Raw genomic sequence first — 20,970 nt, 5'->3', positions numbered from 1 at the left:
ATCTCGTCGTGCACCTGACTCGACGGCACCTGCTCTCCGCCTGCGGTGTGGCGGGCAGCGCCCTGCTGCTGCCCGCGATGCCCGCGGCGGCCGATCCCGGACCCGAGAACTGGCTGGACCACTTACGCGCGAACCGCGAGCACTTCGCGGCGGTGGTCGACGACGGCAAGGGCCGCCGGTTCGCCCACCGACCCCACGAACGGCACCTGCTCGCGTCGGCGGTGAAGGTCGTGCACCTCGTCGGCTACGACCTCGCGGTGCGGCGCGGCCAGGTCGACGCGCGCGAACCCGTCCGCGTCGGCGACTGGGAGCAGTACTACCTCCCCCTGGACGGCGGGGCGCACCCGCAGGCGCTGCGAGCGCTGGACCTCGAGTGCTCCAACGGTTTCACCGCCGACGACCCCAACGCCCTGGTCACCCTGGACGACCTGGCGTCGGTGATGATCCGGTACAGCGACAACGCGGCGACGGACTACCTGCTGCACCGGCTGGGCGAGCCGGTCGTGCGCACGGCCGCCGTCCGGGCCGGCTGGCCGGACGCGCCGATCCCGTCGGTCCTCGGCCACTGGCTGCGGATCGTGCTGGGGCGCGAGGTCGACGTCCGGGAGTACCTGGACGACCCGAGGCTGCGGCTGGAGGTCATCGGCCGGCTGCCGGACGTGCCCCGGGAGTACGAGCGGGTGCGACCGCTGATGCACACCACCTGGCGCGGCACGGCGGCCGGCCTGCACCGGCTGCACCGCACCCTCGACCGGTTCCCGCGCGCGCTGAGCCACCTGGAGCGCGGGCAGGTCCCGCCGGACGGCGTCGCCGGGATCGGGCTGAAGGGCGGTTCCGTGCCCGGCGTGCTCACCCTCGGGTGCCGGGTCCGGTGGCAGGACGGCCGGGTCGGCACGGCGGTCGTCCTCGTCGAGGAGGTCGACGAGACCTGGTACGGGCGGGCAGCCGGGCTGGTCGAGCTGGTGCTCGACACCCTCCTGGACCGCGCCGGTCCGGGGCTGTTCCAGGTGGGCCTCTCGTAGGATGGCCACGGTGGACCTGGTGCAGCGACTTGCCGAGCTGGAGCAGCGCGTGGCGGCCCTGGAGAGCGGCGCGCACGAGCCCGCGCCGGCCGAGGACGCGGACGGCGGCGGCGCGGTCGGCTACGGCGGGCTGGTGTCGCTGGGCGGCGGGCAGGTGACGTGGCGGATCGACGTCACGCCGGAACGCGCGCTGTCGCTGGCCGACCGGCCCCGGATCGAGGTGCTGGCCGCGCTGGCGCACCCCGTGCGGGTGGACATCGTGCGGTTCCTGCTCGCCCGGGGCCCGCAGCCGGCGGCGGCGCTCCAGGAGGCCGCCCACCTCGGCTCGACCGGCCGGCTGTACCACCACCTCAAGGCGCTCACCGGCTCCGGCGTGGTCGAGCAGGACAAGCGCGGGAGCTACCGGCTGCGCGGCGCGGCCACCATCCCCGTGCTCGTCCTGCTCACCGCCGCGTCCGACGTGGCGGGCCAGCTCCGGACCTGACGCCCGGCGCGTCCCCCGCCGTCACGTCGGCCGGTCACCCGACGCCGGTCAGCCGGTGCCGGTTACCCGGTGCCGGTCACCCGACGCCGGTCAGCCGCGCACCTGCGGCGCGACCTCGGCCGCCACCAGCTCCAGGTGGTCGAGGTCGGCCAGGTCCAGCACCTGGAGGTAGACCCGGCTGATGCCGGTGCGCTCGCGCCACCCGCCGAGCCGCTCGACCACCTCGGCGGGCGTGCCGGCCAGGCCGTTCTCCTTCAGCTCCGCCACGTCCCGCCCGATCGCCGCCGCCCGGCGGGCGACCTCGGCGTCGTCCCGGCCGACGCACAGCACGAGACCGGCCGACCGGGTCATCGTCGCCGGGTCGCGGCCGATCTCCCGGCACGCCGCGTCGACCCGCTCGAACTGCCCGGCGGCGAACTCCGGGTCCACGAACGGGAGGTTGAACTCGGTGGCGTACCGCGCGGCCAGCGCGGGCGTGCGCTTCGCGCCCTTGCCGCCGATCACCACCGGCACCCGGGACTGGGCGGGCTTGGGCAGCGCGGGCGAGTCGGTGAGCGTGTAGTGCTTGCCCTCGAAGGAGAACTTCTCGCCGACCGGCGTACCCCACAGCCCGGTGATGACGGCGAGCTGCTCCTCGAACAGCTCGAACCGCTCGCCCAGCGACGGGAAGCGCAGCCCGTAGGCGGCGTGCTCCTCCTCGAACCAGCCGGACCCCAGCCCGAAGTCGACCCGGCCGCCGGACATCACGTCCACCTGGGCCACCGAGATCGCCAGCGGCCCGGGGTGGCGGAAGGTCGCGGCGGTGACCAGCGTGCCCAGCCGGATGGTCGTCGTGTCGCGGGCCAGGCCGGCCAGCGTGATCCACGCGTCGGTCGGGCCGGGCAGCCCGTCGCCCGGTCCCATCCGGAGGTAGTGGTCGGACCGGAAGAACGCGCCGTAGCCCGCGTCCTCGGCGGTGCGGGCGACGCGCAGCAGGTCGTCGTAGGAAGCCCCCTGCTGGGGCTCGGTGAAGATGCGCAGCTCCAGTTCCACGGCACAACGCTAAACGCCGCCCCCACGAGCCCGCGATCCGACGCCGGCTTCCCCGCGCCCCGGACTTGGCAGCAGCCCACCCGGGACGGCCCGCCGAGCGCACGAGGCCGGCCGGCACCGGGCAGCGCGGTGGGCGCGCCAACGGCCCCGGCTCGGCAGGCGCGGCAACGGCCGGGTCGACCCGGCGGGCACAGCAACGGCCGGGTGGACCCCAGCAGGCGCGGCAACGGCCGGGTCAGCGCCTGCGGGAGCGGGAACGGGGTTCGGGGGTGATGCGGGGCGGGGGCTCGGTGACCCGCAGGCCCTCGACCACGCGGACGATGGTGCGCTCCACCTCCGCACTCGCCTTGCGCGGGTCGGCCGCGCCGGCGATCGTGCTCGCCCCCGCCGACAGCGCGCCGAACAGCAGCCGGGCCATGGTCTCGACCGGGAGCTGCTCCAGCTCGCCGGTGGTGATCAGCACCTCGATGGTCGAGCGCAGCAGGCCGTAGCTGAAGTGCTCCTCGGCCTCGCGCCACCGCTCCCAGCCCATCACGACCGGCGCCTCGTGGATCACGATCCGCTGGTAGGACGGCTCCAGGCAGACCCGCACGTACGCCCGCAGGCCCGCGATCGCGGTGTCCCACGGGTCGCCGGGCGCGCTGACGATCTCGCCGAGCTTGCGCATGAACGCGTTCTCGACCGAGTCGAACGCGGCCTCGAACAGCGCCTGCTTGCCGCTGAAGTGGTGGTACAGCGCGCCTTTCGTGAGCCGGGCGCGCTTGACCACCTCGTCCAGCGACGTGCCCGCGTACCCGCGCTTGGTGAACAGCTCCACGGCGCTGTCCACGAGGGCCTGCCTCGTGGACTCGGAGTAGTCGACCCGCCTCGACCGCACTGTCACCACGTTCACAACCGTACGACATACCGCCGGTACGTACCCGTGGTATGTTCGCCTCATCGGCCATACCGCCGGTATGCGACAGACCCGGGGTACGACTCCGGTCACGAGAGAGGGAGGCGTGATCATGAGCTGGGACGACTTCTACCGACGGCGCGACGCCCTGGACGCCGTGCTCCGCACCGCGACCCCCGCTGCTCCGCTGACCTTCGACCACGAGGTGTTCGCCACCGAGGAAGAACTGCTGCTCGCCCTGCACCACCGGTGGATGCAGCAGCTCACCGGCCGCCTCGGCGTCGCGCTGGAGGACGAGGACGACGACCGCGTCGAGATCGTCACCCGGACGTGGCGCGCGCTGGCCGCCCAGCAGCCCGTGCTGCGGGCCGTGCTGGACGAGCACCTGACCTCGCCCGAGGCGGTCGGGCGCGAGCAGCGCCTGCTGGCGCTCACCTCCGGCCTCGCCGAGCTGTCCGAGAGCAGCGACGAGATCACCCGCGTCGGCGCGGCCTTCGCCACGCTGATCCGCACCGGCCCGGCCGCTCCGGACCGGTCCCGGAAACTCGCCAAGAGCGCCTGACGCCGGTTAGCTGGTCACCATGAAGTGGACCGAAGCGGACATCCCCGACCAGAGCGGCCGGACCGCGCTGGTGACCGGGGCGAACTCGGGCCTCGGCCTGCGGACCGCCGAGGTGCTCGGCGCCAAGGGGGCGCGGGTGCTGCTGGCGTGCCGGTCCGCCGAGCGCGGGCAGCACGCGGTGCAGCGGGTGCTCGCCGCCGGCGGGAAGGCCGAACTCGTCCCGCTCGACCTGGCCGACCTCGCCTCGGTGCGCGCGGCCTCGGCCGAGGTGCGCGAGCGCACCGACCGGCTGGACGTGCTGATCAACAACGCGGGCGTGATGGCGTGCCCGCCGGAGCGCACGGTCGACGGCTTCGAGCGCCAGTTCGGCACCAACCACCTGGGTCACGCCGCGCTGACGTGGCTGCTCATGCCGCTGCTGCGAGCGACACCGGGTGCCCGCGTGGTGACCGTGTCCAGCCTCGCCCACCAGCAGGGCACGGTGGACCTGGCCGACCCGAACTACGAGGTGCGCAAGTACTCCGCCTGGCGGGCCTACGGGCAGTCGAAGCTGGCCAACCTGCTGTTCAGCCGGGAACTCCAGCGGCGCTGCCGCAAGTCCGGCGCGGACGTGACGTCCGTCGCCGCGCACCCCGGCCTGACCGTCACCGAACTCAGCTCCACGATGGCCCGCGCGCAGCGCAACCCGCTGCTGGCCGTGGGCGCGAAGCTGACCGAGCTGGTGTCCCAGGACGTCGCCATGGGCGCGTTGCCGCAGCTCTACGCCGCGACGGCACCCGGTGTCGAGGGCGGCGGCTACTACGGGCCCGGCGGGTTCCGGGGCACCAGGGGCCACCCGACCCGCGCCGGTTCCACCCCGGCGGCCCGCGACGAGCTCGCGGCAGGCCGGCTGTGGGACCTGACCGCCGAGCTCACGGGCGTCACGCCCGACCCCTCGTGACGTAGGGTTGGCAGGTGACCGTCGTACCTGAGGGTCGGAAGCTGCTGCGACTGGAAGTCCGCAACAGTCAAACGCCCATCGAGAAGAAGCCCTCGTGGATCAAGACCAAGGCGAAGATGGGCCCCGAGTACCGGGAGCTCAAGGGCCTGGTCAAACGCGAGGGCCTGCACACGGTGTGCGAAGAGGCCGGCTGCCCCAACATCTACGAGTGCTGGGAAGACCGCGAAGCCACCTTCCTGATCGGTGGTGAGCAGTGCACCCGCCGCTGCGACTTCTGCCAGATCGACACCGGCAAGCCCGCCGACCTGGACCGCGACGAACCGCGCCGGGTGGCCGAGTCCGTGCAGGCGATGGGCCTGCGGTACTCCACGGTGACCGGTGTGGCGCGCGACGACCTGGCCGACGGCGGCGCGTGGCTGTACGCGGAGACCGTGCGGCAGATCCACGCGCTCAACCCGGGCACGGGCGTCGAGCTGCTGATCCCGGACTTCAACGCGGTCCCGGAGCAGCTCGCCGAGGTGTTCGAGTCCCGGCCCGAGGTGCTGGCGCACAACCTGGAGACCGTGCCGAGGATCTTCAAGCGCATCCGCCCGGCGTTCCGCTACGAGCGGTCGCTGGAGGTGATCACGAAGGCCCGCGAAGCCGGTCTGGTCACCAAGTCGAACCTGATCCTGGGCATGGGCGAGACCCCGGACGAGGTCACCGAGGCGCTGCGCGACCTGCACCAGGCGGGCTGCGAGATCATCACGATCACCCAGTACCTGCGCCCGTCGCCCCGGCACCACCCGGTGGAGCGCTGGGTGAAGCCCGAGGAGTTCGTGACCCACAAGGAGACCGCCGAGGGCATCGGCTTCTCCGGCGTCATGGCGGGCCCGCTGGTCCGCTCGTCGTACCGCGCGGGCCGGCTGTACGCGCAGGCCGTGCAGAAGCGGGGTGACGTGCTGCCGGAGAACCTCCACCACCTGCTGGAGGCGGGCGGCGCGGCCCAGGAGATCACCTCCCTGCTGGCCCGCTAGACCGCTGTCCGCGAACGCCCGGCCTCCGATCAGGCCGGGCGTTCGCGCTGTCCGGGGCTTTCTCCGCGCTGACGCGCTCGGGCAGGCCGCAGCTAGTCGACGGCGTCGAACGACAGGCGCTTCGCCAGCTCGGGTAATTCGACGTCCAGGTCCGGTACCTCCAGCCCCCACCGGGCCAGCCTCGCGTGCACCTCGGTGACCGGCACCTCCAGCCACAGCGAGATGGACAGCAGCGACGCAAGCGTGACCGGCTCGACGGGTTTGATCTCTTCCAGGACGTCGAGAGACGTCTGGTCGACCTCCTCGTCCGGCACGCCGGCACCGCGCACCGAGTGACCGATCCCGGACACAGCGGCCACCACCTCGGCGATGGGCCAGCCACCCGACCGGGCGACCTGGAGAACGTGCGCGAAGGGCACCTCACCGCCCGGCGGGGCCGCCGCCAGGTCGTCGTCCCACACGTCGAACAGCCGGTACTCGATCTGGGTCAGCGGCTCCGCCAGGTGCGACAGCGCGGGCACGGAATAGCCGAGCCGGGTCAGTCGCTTCGCCACGTAGGAGGGTGCCAGGTCGTAGTCGTGGGCGAAGTCGACCACCTGGTACGCGTTGTAGTCGTTCCTGGCGAGCAGCCCTCCCGAGCTGGAGTAGTCGGGCTCTTGGAGCTGCCTGTCGAAGCCGTCGAACGGCTGGTCGTCGAACGCGCACGGCGGGACCTCGTACCCCAACTCGACCAGCCGGGCGGCCACCTCGCGGGGCTCCTGCCCCACCCGGTCGGCGACGGTGAGCAGGTAGCGGACGTCCACGACCAACGGCTCGTCCAGCGCTCCCTGCACAACCGCCGGCGGCAGCAGCACCCGGTCACCCGGGTCGAAGTCGGCCGGCTGGGTCGCCGGGCGCCCCAGGTCGGCGAACCTGCGCACCGCCTCGGCCGGCGGGACCAGCCACAACTGAGCTGCGTTGACCAGTTGGGACATCGGCACGGTCGCGGTGTCCGGGAGTCCCGACTCGGCCAGCAGGAGCCCCTCGACGGCCGGGCCGACCCGGTCCAGCCAGTCCGGCCGCAGGTTTCCGGGCCTGGTGGTGAAGCCGAGCACGGTCAAGCGCTCCGCCACCGCCTCGACCTCCCGGTTGAACAGGTGGGCCGCGTAGTAGACGTGGCCGAGCCCGACCCGGTCGGCCTGCTCCAGCCAGGGTGCTCGACCGTTGAGGTTCCGACTGACCAGTACCTGGTCGAAGTGGGACAGCACCCCCACGTCGCCGGCCGACCGCGCCGGGTCGAGGGAGTACCGCCGCATTCGGTCGACCACCTCCTCGAACACCCGGCCGGTGGTAATCTGCACGGCGATCAGGTGCCCCAGCGGCACGGTGGCCCCGGCGTCGTACCAGGGAACCGGGCCGTCCACGCGCCCTCGGCTCAGCAGGGTCACATCGACGTGGTCGAACTCGTCCCGGTCCGGGAAACGCGTCACGTCGCCCACGTCGAAGCCGAGCACCGCCAAGCGCGCCGCGACGGAACGCGGGTCCCGGTTCGAGGCCACCGCCTTCGACACGACGTGCCCCGGGGGTACCACCTGGTCGCTCCCGGCGCCGAGCGGGGTGATGAGGAACTGGTCGCTGGGCAGCGCGAGCGGCGGCCGGCCGCAGTCCGGCAGACGACCGGCGAGCAGTCCGGGAGCAGACACGACCAGCCGCCACAGGGTGATGTTGGCGGCCTGCACGCGCCTGTCCAGACGACCGCTCCTGATCTGCCCGTGGTTGCTCAGGCTCGCGCGCCGGGTGAGGAAAGGGTCGAGCGGGAAGCACCCGGTGACCGCCGCGTCGACCGGGCCGCTCAGCGAGTGCAGCCGGTCGCCGCGCCGTGCCGCCGCGAGGGCGACCACGTCCGCGACCTCGGGGGACTCCGCCGCCACCTCGCAGAGCCAGTCGAAGTCGAACGCGGGGTGGCGGGCGTCGAGGAGGTCGTCGGCCGCGCTGTCCAGCAGCGCCCGCACGTGCCCGGACACGTCGCCCAGCACCGACGTCCGGTCCACGGTCAGCGAGGGTGCCCGGTGGCCGGTCAGGTTGACGACCGCCCCGCGCAGCCCGTGGCCGCCATCCACGCCGACCGCACTCCTGGGCAACTGGACGTGGATGCCGTCGACCAGGACCGCGCCACCCACCTGGCACCAGACGACCTGCCCTTCGGCGTGCCTGCTCGGCACCAAGGCGCCGCCGGCGAAGATGCCCTCCGCACCGCCGCGCACCGACCGGGAGCTGAACGCCGCCGGCTCCCACTCGACCGGGGGCACGCCGTCCTGCCGGGCAGTGGTCCGGAACTCGGCGATGCCGAGGAGGCGTTGCAGCACCTCGACGCACGACGGGGCCGGCACGCCGTCCCGCAGGTACAGCTTGACCGTCGTGCCCTGCATGACGCGCTCGTCCGGCTCGATGCGGAACAGGTGGCCGGGCCCCGCGATCGACACCCGCAGCGTCGAACCGGTGCTCTCGCCCCGGTCGTTCATCCGGGAGGTGACCACCTCGATCTCGTCGGCGAGCATGAAGTAGCTCATGACGCCGATGCCGAACTTGCTATTGGGGTGGAACGGCACGCCCTCCTCGGCCCAGCGCGCCTTCTCCTCCAGGAACTCCGGCTGGTCGGCGAACCGGGTACCCGCCTGCGAGAACACCTCGCGCAGCTGGGACTCCCCCATGCCGATGCCGTTGTCGGTGCAGCTCAGGTAGGGGCGACCGGCCTCGACCCCCTGCCGGAAGAGGATCTCGCCCTCCCAGCGGGACAGCAGGTTGGACGTGCGCTCCAGGTACTCCAGGCGAGCTTTGGCGTAGCGGCAGGCGTCTAACGCGTTCTGGTACAGCTCCCGGATCGCCAGTGAGCGGTCACCGTAGAGCTGCACGCCCATCAGCAGCTCCCGCACCCGCGACTCGTCCAGCCGCAGTTTCGTCACGGGCACGACGAACACCGGGCGGCCGTCCTCCTCGGCGGGTTCCACCTGGTCGGCGGACGCCCGCGCCGGCAGATCGCGCAGCGGCTCCAGGTGCGGGCCGTACTCGGCGGCGGCCCGGACGGCACCGAGCAGCAGGTCGGTCCGCACCACGTGCTCGCGCAGGGCCTCCAGCACGGCCTCGTGCCGGCACGAGGCCACCAGCGCCAGTCGGCGGGTCACCGGCGAGTGGTCCCAGTGCGCGTCGGAGAGCGTCACCCGGAGCTGGGTCAGGTACACCGGTTTCGGGATGCCGATGTGCTCCACCAGCGTCGACGACAGCCGCAGCAGCTCGACCGACTGCGCGTGGGCCACGGCCAGCAGCAGGCCGATCCGGTCCTCCCGGACGTGCTGCTGGGCGGTGGTGACCCTCGGGTAGGAGATGCGGGGCTTGAGGCGCCGCCGCTGGTCGTCCCGCAGGGCCTCGGGTTCCAGCCGGAACAGCCGGACCAGGCGGTCGAGCGAGTCGCCCAGCATCCGCCGCAGGGGCGGGTCGTCCACCGGCAACTCGTCGAGCACACCGGACGCGGTGACGTCGGCGGCCCGGGTCTCCGCCCAGCGGTGGAACAGCCACCACGCGATGTCGGCGTCCTCGGGCGCGGCTGCCTGCGCGGCGCGGGCGACCAGCCGGCCCTGCTCGGGACCGTCGAGGAACTGCTGGTAGCTCCTGCGCAGCGGGTCCGGGTCGGGTCGGCGGCCCAGGTCGGTCGGGCGCACCTCGACCAGCCGCTCGGCCAGCACCGCCGTCCGGGTCTGGTGCACGTAGGGGGCGAGCACCAGCAGCGCCGCCTCACCGGCGGTGCAGTCCAGGTCGGAGTCCCGCAACGTGGTCTCCAGCAGTTCGGTGACGTGGCCGGTCATCCGTTCGGCGAAGTCGTCCTCCAGCCACCGGTCCCCCGCCGGCACCGCCGCGTGCCACCGCTCGAACAGGTGGCCCGCGATCTCCACGACCCTCGGCCGGAGCTGGTCCGCGTCCGGCACCCGCCACCACACCGCGTGCGAGTCGGCCTCCGCCCGCCACGGGTTGGGGGTGATCGGCCGGGCGCGGACCAGCGCGGCGGTGTCGAGTTCGCGGTGCCGCCGGCGCCAGTCCTCCGGGTCGGTGCTCAGCACGGGCCGGTGGTCGTGCTTCTCGGCGTGCTCGGCGCAGGTGGTGACGAACGCGGCGACGAACTCCCAGTCCGGGACCTTCGTCCGGTACTTGCCGTTGAGGATGTCGGAGATGGTGCTCACCGCGCGACCGATGCGGTCGGCGACCACGCGCAGCTTGGGCCGGCCGCACTCGACGTGCAGCCGGGCCAGGTCGGCGCAGAACTGGCCCAGCCCGGGTACGGCCTCGGCGGTCATCCGGTGACTCCCTCCCCCGGACCGTCCGGGGCGGACGGCACCGGAACGCACCGCGAGCAGCGCCGATCCCCCCGCCGAGGAGCCGTTGTCCGGGGCCGTCCGGAAGCTGTGACGGCACGCGGCCCCGTCGGCACCGTTCCTCCCGTCGACCAGGAGAGGGAGGACAACGATGAACCTGTGGCTGGCACTGGCCACCGCCGCGCTCCAGACGGCTTCGGCGGGTCTGGCCGTCGTCGCGGCGGTCGTGGAGGCGCGGCGGGCACGGCGGGGGGATCGGGACTGACCGGGGTGCCCGTGCGGCACGAGCGCGGACAGCTTAGGCACGGCTGCGGCGGTCGTCGCGCTTTTCGGCGGCGACCGCCGCCCGGCCGGCCGCGGATCACCCGTACGGCCGAGTTTCCGCTACTCGCCGGTGCCGATTCTCCCGATCGCCTCGGAATCGGCTTCGGCGCTGATCAATTGCGCCCCCGCGTCCGGGACGCCCCAGAGTTCCAGCAGGCTGGAGACCGCTTGGCGGATGCCCTCGTAGCTCTCGCTCGGCAGGTCCGGCGGGAGCTTGACGTGGAGCTCCGCGTTGTGCATGAGTCCAGCGTCCCGGCAGGCAGACGGTCACGCAATGCCCTGATAGTGGATCCCCGAATGATTGACCCGACAATAAAGAAAACGTCCCCGGTGACCTGCGAAGGACGATAACGGGCGAATTTCGGTCCTATTCGGGAAAAATGTGAAACCGCACACAGCGACGTGGACCGGTGGTGGGCGCGACAGGATTCGAACCTGCGACCGCTCGGGTGTAAACCGAGTGCTCTTCCGCTGAGCTACACGCCCGGGGACGCCGGCCCCGAGCGGGGCGGCGCCGGGAACGCTATCAGGACTTCAGCGCGGCCACTGCCTTCTTCCACGCCTCCTGGTCGCGCGCCTCGCCGGGCGCGTTGACCTCGGCGTAGCGCACCACGCCCGCCGTGTCGATCAGGAACGTGCCCCGGTTGGCCAGGCCGGCCGCCTCGTTGAACACGCCGTACTTCGCGGCGACCTCGCCGTGCGGCCAGAAGTCCGACAGCAGCGGGAACGAGTAGCGCTGCTGCTCGGCCCACGCCTTGAGGCTGAACGGCGTGTCCACCGACACCCCGAGGACCTGGACGTTCTCGTCCTCGTAGGCCGCCAGCTCGTCGCGCACCTGGCACAGCTCGCCGGTGCAGATGCCGCTGAACGCGAACGGGTAGAACACCAGCAGCACGTTGCGCCCACCCCGGAACGACGACAGCGCCACCGGCTGCTTGTTGTAGTCGTCCAGCGTGAAGTCCGGAGCCTCCGAACCGACCTCGACCGCCATCCCACACCCTTCCGCGAACCAGCCCGAGAAGACGGGCCCCACCCCTGTGGAGCCCGCCGTCGAGCCTAGCGGCAGCGCGGTCGGGCCGTGGTCAGCGCTTGGACTTGGCCGACTTCGGGGACACCAGCCTGGTGGCCGTCCAGTCGGCGCTCGCGGTGATGTTGGAGGTCTGGGCGAGCCCCGCGGTGGACACGCTCTCGGCGATGTCACTCGGCTCCACGTGGCCCTCGCGCCCGGTCTTGGGCGTCAGGACCCAGATCACGCCCTCGTCGGCGAGCGCCGTGGTGGCGTTGATCAGGGCGTCGGCCAGGTCCCCGTCGTCGTCGCGCCACCACAGCACGACCACGTCGACGACCTCGTCGGAGTCCTCGTCGATCAGATCACTGCCGATGCGTTCTTCGATCGCGGCACGCAGGTCGTCGTCGACGTCCTCGTCCCAGCCGATCTCCTGGACCACGTTGCCCGGTGCGAACCCGAGCCTGTCGGCGACACCGATCTTGCCGGCGTCTTCCGCGGCGACCACGGCTTCCACTCCTCCAAGTACACAAGAGCGGCAGCCGGGTTCGACTGCCGCGCGATGTCACTACCAGTCGCGGTTAGCGAACACTGTCGGGCCTGCTAAGCGCAACCGTAACAGGCGGGACACGCCGCATCGGGTACCCCGGGATGCGTTCCTCCATCCGGATGAGGCACGCTGTGCACACCTCCTATTCGCGCGCGCGAGGGGCACGATCCGGAACTACCCGCGGGTAGCACTGCCCGGATCGGGCACCTCGGGTGACGATGGGAGTCAGAGACCCCGGAACGAGGAGATCCCTTGAGCCCCCAGAACACTCCCGAACGGGTGCACGTCATCCGTGACGGCCTGGCCGCCCACCTCCCGGACATCGACCCGGAGGAGACCGCGGAGTGGCTGGAGTCCTTCGACGCCGCGCTCAAGGGCGGCGGGCAGCAGCGCGCCCGCTACCTGATGCTGCGGCTGCTCGAGCGGGCCAGGGAGAGCCACGTCGGCGTGCCGTCGCTGACCAGCACGGACTACGTCAACACCATCCCCACCGAGCGCGAGCCGTGGTTTCCCGGCGACGAGGAGGTGGAGCGCCGCTACCGGGCGTGGATCCGGTGGAACGCGGCGATGACGGTGCACCGCGCGCAGCGGCCGGGGGTGGGTGTCGGGGGCCACATCTCGACCTACGCCTCCTCCGCGAGCCTCTACGAGGTCGGCTTCAACCACTTCTTCCGGGGCAAGGACCACCCCGGCGGCGGCGACCACGTGTTCATCCAGGGCCACGCGTCCCCCGGGGTCTACGCGCGGGCGTTCCTGGAGGGTCGGCTGTCCGCCGAGCAGCTCGACGGGTTCCGCCAGGAGTACTCGCACGCGGGCCCCGGCGGCGGCCTGCCGTCGTACCCGCACCCGAGGTTGATGCCGGACTTCTGGGAGTTCCCGACCGTCTCCATGGGCCTGGGCCCGATGAACGCGATCTACCAGGCCCGGTTCAACCGGTACCTGCGCGACCGGGGCATCAAGGACACCTCCGACCAGCACGTGTGGGCGTTCCTCGGCGACGGCGAGATGGACGAGCCCGAGTCGCGCGGCCTGCTCCAGATCGCCGCCAACGAGCAGCTGGACAACCTGACCTTCGTGGTCAACTGCAACCTCCAGCGCCTCGACGGGCCGGTGCGCGGCAACGGCAAGATCATCCAGGAGCTGGAGGCGTTCTTCCGGGGCGCCGGCTGGAACGTCATCAAGGTCATCTGGGGCCGCGAGTGGGACTCGCTGCTGCACGCGGACCGCGACGGCGCGCTGGTCAACCTGATGAACCAGACGCCGGACGGCGACTACCAGACGTACAAGGCCAACGACGGGGCCTACGTCAAGGAGCACTTCTTCGGCCGCGACCCGCGGACGAAGGAGCTCGTCACGCCGATGTCCGACGACGAGGTGTGGAACCTCAAGCGCGGCGGCCACGACTACCGCAAGGTCTACGCGGCGTACAAGGCGGCCACCGAGCACCACGGGCAGCCGACGGTCATCCTCGCCAAGACCATCAAGGGCTACGGCCTGGGCCCGCACTTCGCCGGGCGCAACGCCACGCACCAGATGAAGAAGATGACCCACGAGGACCTGAAGCTGTTCCGGGACAGCCTGCGCATCCCGATCGCGGACGCGGACCTCGACCCGTACCTGCCGCCGTACTACCACCCCGGCGAGGACTCGCCGGAGATCCAGTACCTGATGGAGCGCCGCAAGCAGCTCGGCGGCTTCGTGCCGGAGCGCCGCACGAAGTCCAAGGCGCTGGTGCTGCCCGGTGACAAGGTCTACGACGTGGTCCGGCGCGGCTCGGGCAAGCAGGAGGTCGCCACCACCATGGCGTTCGTCCGGCTGGTCCGCGACCTGGCCAAGGACCCGGAGATCGGGCACCGGATCGTGCCGGTCATCCCGGACGAGGCGCGCACGTTCGGCATGGACTCGATGTTCCCGGCGCAGAAGATCTACAACCCGAACGGCCAGCTCTACACGTCCGTGGACGCCCAGCTCATGCTGGCGTACAAGGAGTCCGAGCAGGGCCAGATCCTGCACGAGGGCATCAACGAGGCGGGCTCGACGGCGTCGTTCACGGCGGCGGGCACGTCTTACGCCACGCACGGCGAGCCGATGATCCCGATCTACATCTTCTACTCGATGTTCGGCTTCCAGCGGACCGGCGACGGCCTGTGGGCGGCGGCCGACCAGATGGCGCGCGGCTTCGTGCTGGGCGCGACGGCGGGCCGCACCACGCTGACCGGCGAGGGCCTCCAGCACGCCGACGGGCACTCGCTGCTGCTCGCGCACACCAACCCGGCGGTGATCGCCTACGACCCGGCGTGGTCGTTCGAGGTGGCGCACATCGTGCGGGACGGCCTGCGGCGGATGTACGGCGAGGACGCCGAGAACGTCTTCTACTACATGACCGTCTACAACGAGCCCTACCAGCAGCCGGCCGAGCCGGAGGGGCTGGACGTGGACGGCCTGCTCAAGGGCCTGTACCGGTACCAGGCGGCGCCGGGGACGGGTCCGCGCGCCCAGGTGCTGGCGTCGGGCGTGGCGATGCCGTGGGCGCTCAAGGCGCAGCGGCTGCTGGCCGAGGAGTGGGGCGTGCACGCCGACGTCTGGTCCGCGACGTCGTACTCCGAGCTGCGCCGCGAGGCGGTCGAGGTGGACCGGCACAACCTGCTCAACCCCGACCAGGAGCCGAAGGTGCCTTACGTCACCCAGGCGCTGTCCGAGGCGGCCGGGCCCGTGGTCGCGGTGTCGGACTGGATGACGGCGGTACCGGACCTGATCCGGCCTTACGTGCCGACCGACATGACGACGCTGGGCACGGACGGGTTCGGCTTCTCCGACACCCGCCCGGCGGCGCGGCGGCACTTCCTGGTGGACGCCGAGTCGATCACGGTCGCCACGCTGGCGGCGCTGGCCAAGCGCGGCGAGGTCCAGCAGTCGCTGGTGGTGCAGGCGGCGCGCAAGTACCGGATCGACGACGTGAACGCGGCCGGCCCGTCTACCTCGGACGCGGGTCTGGCGTAGCGGTCGCGCCGGCGGCCCGGTGGACCGGGCTCGTGCGGCGACGTGCGGAGGCGTGTGGGGCTCACCCGAACGGGTCGAGCCCCACACGCCTTTTGCGGTAGAGCGTGCGGTGGTCGCTCCTACGATCGGCGTCACGGATCGCGGCGGAGGCGGGCGCGACCGCGCGATGCCCGTAAGAGCCCCTGGGAGGGCGCTCAGGCCCCGCGCGGCCGTGACAGCGGGCCCGGGGAGGGGTCGGCGGTCACGAGCGCCTCAGCGGCGATCAGACACGCGTGCGGCGGGTGTTGCGCATCGCCGCGTCGCACGCGACTGTGATCTGCACCATGGAACCGGCGGAACAGGTCCGACGAGGGGGGCAATGGGGACGCCGCGGCCCGCGGTCCACCGGACGATGCTGGCGGTGGACGTCTCCGGTTTCGGCGCGCTCGACCTGAGCCAGCAGCAGGCCGTGCGGCACGGTCTGTACGGGGCGCTGGAGGCCGCGTTCGCCGAGTGCGGCGTGCCGTGGACCGACGACTGGGACGGCACCTACCACGAGGACCGGGGCGACGGGCTGTTCGTGCTGGTGCCCGCCGGCGTGCCGAACAGCCGCGTGGTCAGCGCCCTGCCCCACGCCCTGGTGGGCCAGCTCCGCCGGTACAACGCGATGTTCCGGCCGCAGACCGGGATCAGGCTGCGGGCCGCGATCACCGCCGGCGAGGTGCTCAACGACGGCAACGGCGTGATGGGCGACGGCCTGGTGCTGGCGTTCCGGCTGCTGGACTGCGCCCCGCTGCGCGAGGAGCTGAAGCGGCGGCCGGGCGAGCTGGCGCTGATCGTGTCCGACCGGTTCTACCGGGACGTGGTCCGCGAGGACGCCGGCTGCGACCCGGACTCGTTCCGGCGGGTCGCGGTGGACGTGAAGGAGGTGCGCGGCACGGCGTGGATCGGCCGTCCCGACCACCCCCGCGCGCCGACCCGGCCGCGTCCGGCGCTGCCCCGCGTGCGGTGGGCGGTGCCGGTGCTGGTCGCCCTGCTCGTCGCGCCGCTGTCCTGCGACGCGCTGCTGGCCGCGCCCGCGCCGGAACCGCCGTGCCCGGACCCGGTGCAGCTCAACGTGCTCACCTCGGCCGAGAAGGCGGACGTCGTGCGGACGCTGGCGGCCGAGTTCGAGGACCGGTCGCGCTCCTTCGACGACACCGGGTGCAAGCAGGTCGACGTGCACGTGGCGGTCGGCGCGTCCGAACCGAGCGCGGCGGCGCTGGGCCGGGGCTGGCCGGACGGCGACACGGCGGCGATGAGCCCCGAGCCGCACGTGTGGCTGCCGGACACCCGCTGGGAGCTGGACGAGGTGCGCGCGGTGCTGGAGGGCAGCGGGCGCAGCGACGTCGAGCTGGTCGACCGGGAGCCGGTCGCGTACTCGCCGCTGGTGCTGGGTGTCGCCCCGGGCCGGGCGCGGGACGGCGCGTTCCAGTGGCGCGACCTGGCCGCGTTCCGGACCCTCGCGCCGGTCGACCCGGCCGGGTCGGGCGCGGACCTGGCGGCGGCCGTCGCGCTGGAGCGGGCCGAGCTGGGCGGCGAGGTGCTCGACGCGCGGGTGCTGGGCGGCGCGGACGTGGCGCGGCGGCTGCGGGACGTGGCGCTGCGCACCGCCCCGGAACCCGCCGCCGTGTGCCCGGCGGGGGACCGCGCGGTGCTCGGCTCGGAGAAGGCGATCCGCGACCTGACCTGCCTGCGGGTGCTCTACCCGGCCGAGGGCACCGTCCACCTGAACCACCCGTTCGTGGCGGTGGTGCGGCACGACCGGCCGCCGAACCGGCGGCGCGACGCCGTGGTCGAGCGGTTCCTCGGCCACCTGCGGGACGGGCCGGCGCAGGAGGCGTTCCGGCACGCCGGCTTCCGCGACCGGGACTGGGTGCCCGAGCCGCACGAGGGCATCCGGCCGGAGCGCCCGGCCGAGCTGCCGCTGCGGGTGGACGCGGCGGCCGTGCGCGCGGCGTGGCGGGCGGCCGACCCGCCGACCCGGGTGGTGCTCGCGGTGGACGGGTCGGAGCGCGCCGAGCAGCTCGCCGTCCGGCTCACCGAGCTGGTCGGGCCGCGCGGGCGGGTGCTGCGGCTGGACTTCGCGCCCGACGAGCTGGCGGGCGTGGTGGAGCGCGGCGTCGCCGAGTTCGGCGCGGACCAGCCGATCGTGATCCTCAGCGGCGGTGCGCCGGCGGCTGCGGCGGTGCGGCCCGCCGTGCTGGACTCGCCGGTCACCGTGTTCGGCGTCGGGTTCGCCGACCGGGCGTGCTCGGCGGTCAGCCAGCTCGGGGTCTTCCAGGCCGCCTACCGGGGGGACTGCTTCGAGGAGCGGGACGTGGACGGGGCGCTGGACCGCGTCGCGGACGGGCTGTGGGGTGCGGGTGGCTAGGTGGCTGGTGCTGGTGGCGGTGCTGCTCGCGGGGTGCGTCGCGCCGACCGCCGACCCCGCGCGCGACGGCCAGGGGCGGATCACCTTCGTGGACAGCTGGGACCTGTCCAAGCGGCAGATCAAGCAGCGGGTGGACGAGTGGAACGCCCGTGCGGGGCGGCACGAGCAGGTGACGTACGTGCCGCTGCCGTCGCCCACGGACGCCTACCGCGCCCAGCTCATGGCCCGCGCGCAGGACCTGGTGGGCGCGCGGGGCGACTACCAGGCGCAGTGCTACGACGTGATGACGTTGGACGTGGTGTGGACGGCGGAGTTCGCCGAGGCCGGCTACCTGGCCCCGCTCACGCCCGCCGAGTTCGACGTGGACCGGTTCCTGCCGGCGGCGGTGGAGTCCTCCACGACCGGGGACGGGCGGCTGTGGGCGGTGCCGTGGCGGGCCGACGCCGGGGTGCTCTACTACCGGTCCGACCTGCTGTCCGCCGCGCACGAGGTGTCGCCGCCGACCTGGTCGGACCTGGAGCGGATCGCCGAATCGCTCGGGCCGGCGAACGGGATGGCCGGGTACGTCGGCCAGCTCGACCGGTACGAGGGGCTGACCGTGAACGCCCTGGAGGCCGTGTGGGCGCACGGCGGCGGCCCGGTCCCGCAGTGGGACTCGGCGGAGGCGCGGGCCGGGATCGGGGCGCTGGCGCGGGGTGTCGAGGAGGGGTGGATCCCCCGCGACGCGCTGACCTACGACGAGTCGGACAGCCTGCGGGAGTTCGCGGAGGGCCGGGCGGTGTTCCTGCGCAACTGGCCGTACGCGCGGGCGCTGCTGGAGGCGTCGCCGCTCAAGGGCCGGTTCGGCATGGCGGCGCTGCCCGGCCCGGCGGCGCTGGGCGGGTGGAACGTGGCGGTGTCGAGGTGCTCGAAGCACCAGGCGACGGCGCGCAAGTTCATCCGGTTCCTGACCGGCGAGGACAGCCAGCGGGCGCTGCTGGAGCAGGCGGGCTACCCGCCGACCCTGCGGGCGCTGTACCGGGAGCCCGCCCTCAACGCCCGCCTTCCCCACCTGGGCGTGCTGAGGGGCGCGCTGGTCACCGCCCGCAACCGCCCGCCGACGGCGCACTACGACGAGGTGTCGCGGGTCGTGCAGGGCGCGGTGCACGCGTCCCTGCGCAACCCGGGCTCGCTGGACGCGGAGCTGGGACAGCTCACGAGCGACGTGACCCGGGCCCTGAGCGGGCGCTGACCGCTGCGCGCAGCCGACCGGTGCGGGCGGGTCGAGGGCGAGGCGGGTCGGGGGGTCAGTGGGTCGGTGCGAGGGCGGCGGCTCGTTTCGCCTCGCGGTTCCAGCCGATCCAGCCCCGGACCACCAGGGCGGCGAACACCGTGTAGACCGCCGCACTGAAGTACAGGCCCGCCTGGAGCTGCAACGGCACGCCGATCGCGTCCACCACCAGCCAGACCAGCCAGAACTCCACCAGGCCGAGCCCCTGCAGCGCGAACGCCAGGACCGTGCCGACGAAGATCGCCGCGTCCGGCAGCGGGGCCCGGGACGCGTCGAGCGCGGACAGGGCCAGCGCGAACACCGCCGTGCCGACCGCGAACGCCGCCACCACCGCGATCCGCTCCCGCAGCGTGCCCCGGCGGACCACGACGCCGAACACCGGGTCGCGCCGCCGCGTCCACGCCCACCAGCCGTACACCGTGATCAGCGCGATCACGACCTGCCGCGCGGCGGTGCCGCCGAGGTGCGCGGACAGGTAGACCACGAACAGCAGCGTGACCGAGACGAGCTGCACGGGCCACGTCCAGAGCGTCCGGCGCTGCGCCAGGTACACCACGACCAGCGCGAACACCTGGCCGATGAACTCGGCGTAGGACACGAACTCGCCGAACACCGTGAAACCGTGGTCCATCAGGGCCCGCATCGCGCTCTCCCATCGTCTCTTCGGCGGGAACACCGGACCGCGCCGGCGGATTCCCGGCGTAACGCCGGCCACAGCTCTCGTGGACACCTCGACTCCGGCCGGACCACGCCTCACGCCCACCTTCCCACCGCACGGGACCGTCGTCTTGCCCCTGATTGCTCTCTTCGCCGCCGCCACGCGGGCGGCGCGGTCGTGCCCGTGCCGGCTCGCGGGCGACCCGGCCGGCGGTCGGGAGCGACCTCGGGCCGCCGGCGACCGGCAGGCGGCCCGGGTGTACGAAGTGGACGGTGGCTGGTCTCGTCCACTGTGGAAAGAAGTCCGGACGCGAAGGAGCCCCGCCTGGGTGAAGGCGGGGCTCCTGTTCTTCCGCTGTTCGGGTGGTTCCGCGCGACGTCGAACGGGGCGCGAGCCGGGGGTCCGGGCCGTCGGTGGACCCTCTGCGACCCGGCGGTTCCGCCCGGACGGGCGGGCGGAACCCGGGGTGCTCAGCGGTCCGTCGGGGGGATCTGCATCCCGGCGGGCGGGGTCGGGGCGTCCGGCTGCACCGGGTGGGTGGAGCGGGTCGTGGCCGAGGCGGACGCCGTCGCGCGGGGCGGCGAGGACATCGGGTCCTGGGACTGGCGCGGCGCGGGGGTGCGGTTGGCGGTCTCCTGCTGCATCCGCTGGAGCCAGCCCTCCCACCGCTGCTGCATCGGCCGCACCAGGCCGCCGCCGACGCCGACCACGATCACGCCCGCCACGGTGGCCAGCACGGTGATCAGCACCGGCAGGGTCACCGAGACGGCGATGCCGAGCTGGTTGAGGGCCGCGATCACGCCCAGCGCCAGGATGAAGCCGTAGGTGATGCCGCCGAGCACCCTGGTGTACGGGCGGTTGCCGAGGGCACCGGTGACCAGGCCGCGCAGCGCCTTGCCGATCGCCGCCGCGACCAGCACGAGCACCATCGCCACCACGATCCGGGGCAGGTACGCGATCACGTCGTTGAGCAGCGCGCTCACCGCGTTGTCGGTGCCGAACACGCCGAACGCCAGTTGCAGCGCGATCAGCAGCACGAAGTAGTAGACGATCTTGACGATCAGGCCGGACGCGTCGATCGGCGACTGCGCCATCGCACCGCCCAGGCCCGACTTCTCCACGAGGCGGTCGAAGCCCACCCGCTTGAGCAGGAAGCCGACCCCCTTCGCGAGCGCCTTGGCGATGAGCCAGCCGACCAACAGCACCAGCAGGAAGCCGAGGAGTTTCGGTACGAACGTGGCGATCATCGCCCACGCCTGTCCGAGTCCATCGGTGATCTGGGAGCCCACGACGCCCCTCCTCGATTGTCGTTCGATGTCGCTTGGAGAGATCGTTTCCCAGCCCGCTTCACCCGGCAACCTGAAGTGGTGGCACGAAAGAGTGACTGACGTGGCGCGTTCGGCCGGAACAGTCCAGAGTGGAATCACCGGTGGGGACCGGGGAGAGGGAAACGCCCGATGCGCTTCGTGCGCGTCG

At 72.8% G+C, this 20,970-nt stretch carries 16 protein-coding genes and 1 tRNA gene; 8 read left to right on the top strand and 9 right to left on the bottom strand.

Annotated elements, in window-relative coordinates; genetic code table 11:
- Positions 1 to 8: 8 nt before the first annotated feature.
- A complete protein-coding gene (locus tag AB0I60_RS32495; protein WP_360736665.1) occupies positions 9 to 1,022 on the top strand; it encodes a serine hydrolase in 1,014 nt (337 codons plus the stop codon).
- A 1-nt stretch (position 1,023) separates the two neighbouring features.
- Positions 1,024 to 1,506, top strand: a complete 483-nt coding sequence (locus AB0I60_RS32490) for a helix-turn-helix domain-containing protein (protein ID WP_360736662.1) — start codon at positions 1,024 to 1,026, stop codon at positions 1,504 to 1,506.
- A 90-nt stretch (positions 1,507 to 1,596) separates the two neighbouring features.
- Here AB0I60_RS32490 and AB0I60_RS32485 read toward each other — a convergent pair whose 3' ends face one another.
- Positions 1,597 to 2,532, bottom strand: a complete 936-nt coding sequence (locus AB0I60_RS32485; RefSeq protein WP_360736723.1) for an LLM class F420-dependent oxidoreductase — start codon at positions 2,530 to 2,532, stop codon at positions 1,597 to 1,599.
- Between the two features lie 241 nt (positions 2,533 to 2,773).
- Complete coding sequence (locus AB0I60_RS32480) at positions 2,774 to 3,415, bottom strand: TetR/AcrR family transcriptional regulator (protein WP_360736721.1); 642 nt, start codon at positions 3,413 to 3,415, stop codon at positions 2,774 to 2,776.
- Positions 3,416 to 3,545: 130 nt separating this feature from the next.
- On the opposite strand from AB0I60_RS32480, the gene AB0I60_RS32475 reads away from it, so the two are divergent.
- From AB0I60_RS32475 to lipA, 3 genes are read left to right on the top strand one after another with little or no spacing between them, the layout of a single operon-like run.
- The gene (locus AB0I60_RS32475) at positions 3,546 to 3,995 is read left to right on the top strand and encodes a hypothetical protein (protein WP_360736660.1); all 450 of its coding nucleotides are present in this window, start codon (positions 3,546 to 3,548) and stop codon (positions 3,993 to 3,995) included.
- Between the two features lie 19 nt (positions 3,996 to 4,014).
- Positions 4,015 to 4,935 (top strand): oxidoreductase, encoded by a 921-nt coding sequence (locus AB0I60_RS32470; RefSeq protein ID WP_360736658.1) that lies wholly within the window; start codon positions 4,015 to 4,017, stop codon positions 4,933 to 4,935.
- Between the two features lie 14 nt (positions 4,936 to 4,949).
- On the top strand, positions 4,950 to 5,951 hold the full coding sequence (gene lipA / locus AB0I60_RS32465; RefSeq protein WP_360736655.1) for a lipoyl synthase: 1,002 nt from the start codon (positions 4,950 to 4,952) through the stop codon (positions 5,949 to 5,951).
- 92 nt (positions 5,952 to 6,043) lie between these two features.
- Here the strand turns inward: lipA and AB0I60_RS32460 are convergent, their stop codons facing one another.
- From AB0I60_RS32460 to AB0I60_RS32440, 5 genes are all read right to left on the bottom strand, one after another.
- A complete protein-coding gene (locus AB0I60_RS32460) occupies positions 6,044 to 10,276 on the bottom strand; it encodes a hypothetical protein (RefSeq protein ID WP_360736652.1) in 4,233 nt (1,410 codons plus the stop codon).
- A gap of 402 nt (positions 10,277 to 10,678) precedes the next feature.
- Entirely contained in the window at positions 10,679 to 10,858 is a 180-nt protein-coding gene (locus AB0I60_RS32455) for a hypothetical protein (protein ID WP_360736649.1), read from the bottom strand.
- Positions 10,859 to 11,029: 171 nt separating this feature from the next.
- A tRNA-Val gene (locus tag AB0I60_RS32450) sits at positions 11,030 to 11,104 on the bottom strand.
- 40 nt (positions 11,105 to 11,144) lie between these two features.
- A complete protein-coding gene (locus AB0I60_RS32445; protein ID WP_360736646.1) occupies positions 11,145 to 11,609 on the bottom strand; it encodes a peroxiredoxin in 465 nt (154 codons plus the stop codon).
- Positions 11,610 to 11,700: 91 nt separating this feature from the next.
- Positions 11,701 to 12,132: a DUF3052 domain-containing protein gene (locus AB0I60_RS32440; RefSeq protein ID WP_360736643.1), complete on the bottom strand. Its 432-nt coding sequence runs from the start codon at positions 12,130 to 12,132 to the stop codon at positions 11,701 to 11,703.
- Positions 12,133 to 12,426: 294 nt separating this feature from the next.
- Between AB0I60_RS32440 and aceE the strand changes: the two genes are divergently transcribed.
- The 3 genes from aceE to AB0I60_RS32425 all read left to right on the top strand — a co-directional run bounded on the left by aceE (position 12,427) and on the right by AB0I60_RS32425 (position 18,797).
- Positions 12,427 to 15,174, top strand: a complete 2,748-nt coding sequence (gene aceE / locus AB0I60_RS32435; protein ID WP_360736640.1) for a pyruvate dehydrogenase (acetyl-transferring), homodimeric type — start codon at positions 12,427 to 12,429, stop codon at positions 15,172 to 15,174.
- A 400-nt stretch (positions 15,175 to 15,574) separates the two neighbouring features.
- Complete coding sequence (locus AB0I60_RS32430) at positions 15,575 to 17,566, top strand: substrate-binding domain-containing protein (protein WP_360736638.1); 1,992 nt, start codon at positions 15,575 to 15,577, stop codon at positions 17,564 to 17,566.
- Entirely contained in the window at positions 17,559 to 18,797 is a 1,239-nt protein-coding gene (locus AB0I60_RS32425; RefSeq protein WP_360736636.1) for an ABC transporter substrate-binding protein, read from the top strand. Before AB0I60_RS32430 ends, AB0I60_RS32425 begins: the two co-directional genes overlap by 8 nt.
- 55 nt (positions 18,798 to 18,852) lie before the next feature.
- On the opposite strand, the gene pnuC is transcribed toward AB0I60_RS32425, so the two are convergent.
- Complete coding sequence (gene pnuC, locus AB0I60_RS32420; protein WP_360736633.1) at positions 18,853 to 19,479, bottom strand: nicotinamide riboside transporter PnuC; 627 nt, start codon at positions 19,477 to 19,479, stop codon at positions 18,853 to 18,855.
- A 485-nt stretch (positions 19,480 to 19,964) separates the two neighbouring features.
- Positions 19,965 to 20,783, bottom strand: coding sequence for a hypothetical protein (locus AB0I60_RS32415; RefSeq protein ID WP_360736631.1), 819 nt, complete (start codon positions 20,781 to 20,783; stop codon positions 19,965 to 19,967).
- Positions 20,784 to 20,970 lie beyond the last annotated feature (187 nt).

It is taken from the genome of Actinosynnema sp. NPDC050436 (assembly GCF_040655415.1).
Lineage (GTDB): Bacteria > Actinomycetota > Actinomycetes > Mycobacteriales > Pseudonocardiaceae > Actinosynnema.
The sequence above is the reverse complement of the archived record's forward strand: the minus strand, read 5'-3'. Positions and strand labels throughout refer to the sequence as shown.

What these genes read in the sequence shown, in the direction of transcription:
- AB0I60_RS32455 (WP_360736649.1), bottom strand. Translation starts at nt 10,858, where the DNA reads ATGCACAACGCGGAGCTCCACGTCAAGCTCCCGCCGGACCTGCCGAGC.
- AB0I60_RS32475 (WP_360736660.1), top strand. Translation starts at nt 3,546, where the DNA reads ATGAGCTGGGACGACTTCTACCGACGGCGCGACGCCCTGGACGCCGTG.
- AB0I60_RS32470 (WP_360736658.1), top strand. Translation starts at nt 4,015, where the DNA reads ATGAAGTGGACCGAAGCGGACATCCCCGACCAGAGCGGCCGGACCGCG.
- AB0I60_RS32445 (WP_360736646.1), bottom strand. Translation starts at nt 11,609, where the DNA reads ATGGCGGTCGAGGTCGGTTCGGAGGCTCCGGACTTCACGCTGGACGAC.
- AB0I60_RS32490 (WP_360736662.1), top strand. Translation starts at nt 1,024, where the DNA reads ATGGCCACGGTGGACCTGGTGCAGCGACTTGCCGAGCTGGAGCAGCGC.
- pnuC (WP_360736633.1), bottom strand. Translation starts at nt 19,479, where the DNA reads ATGCGGGCCCTGATGGACCACGGTTTCACGGTGTTCGGCGAGTTCGTG.
- AB0I60_RS32460 (WP_360736652.1), bottom strand. Translation starts at nt 10,276, where the DNA reads ATGACCGCCGAGGCCGTACCCGGGCTGGGCCAGTTCTGCGCCGACCTG.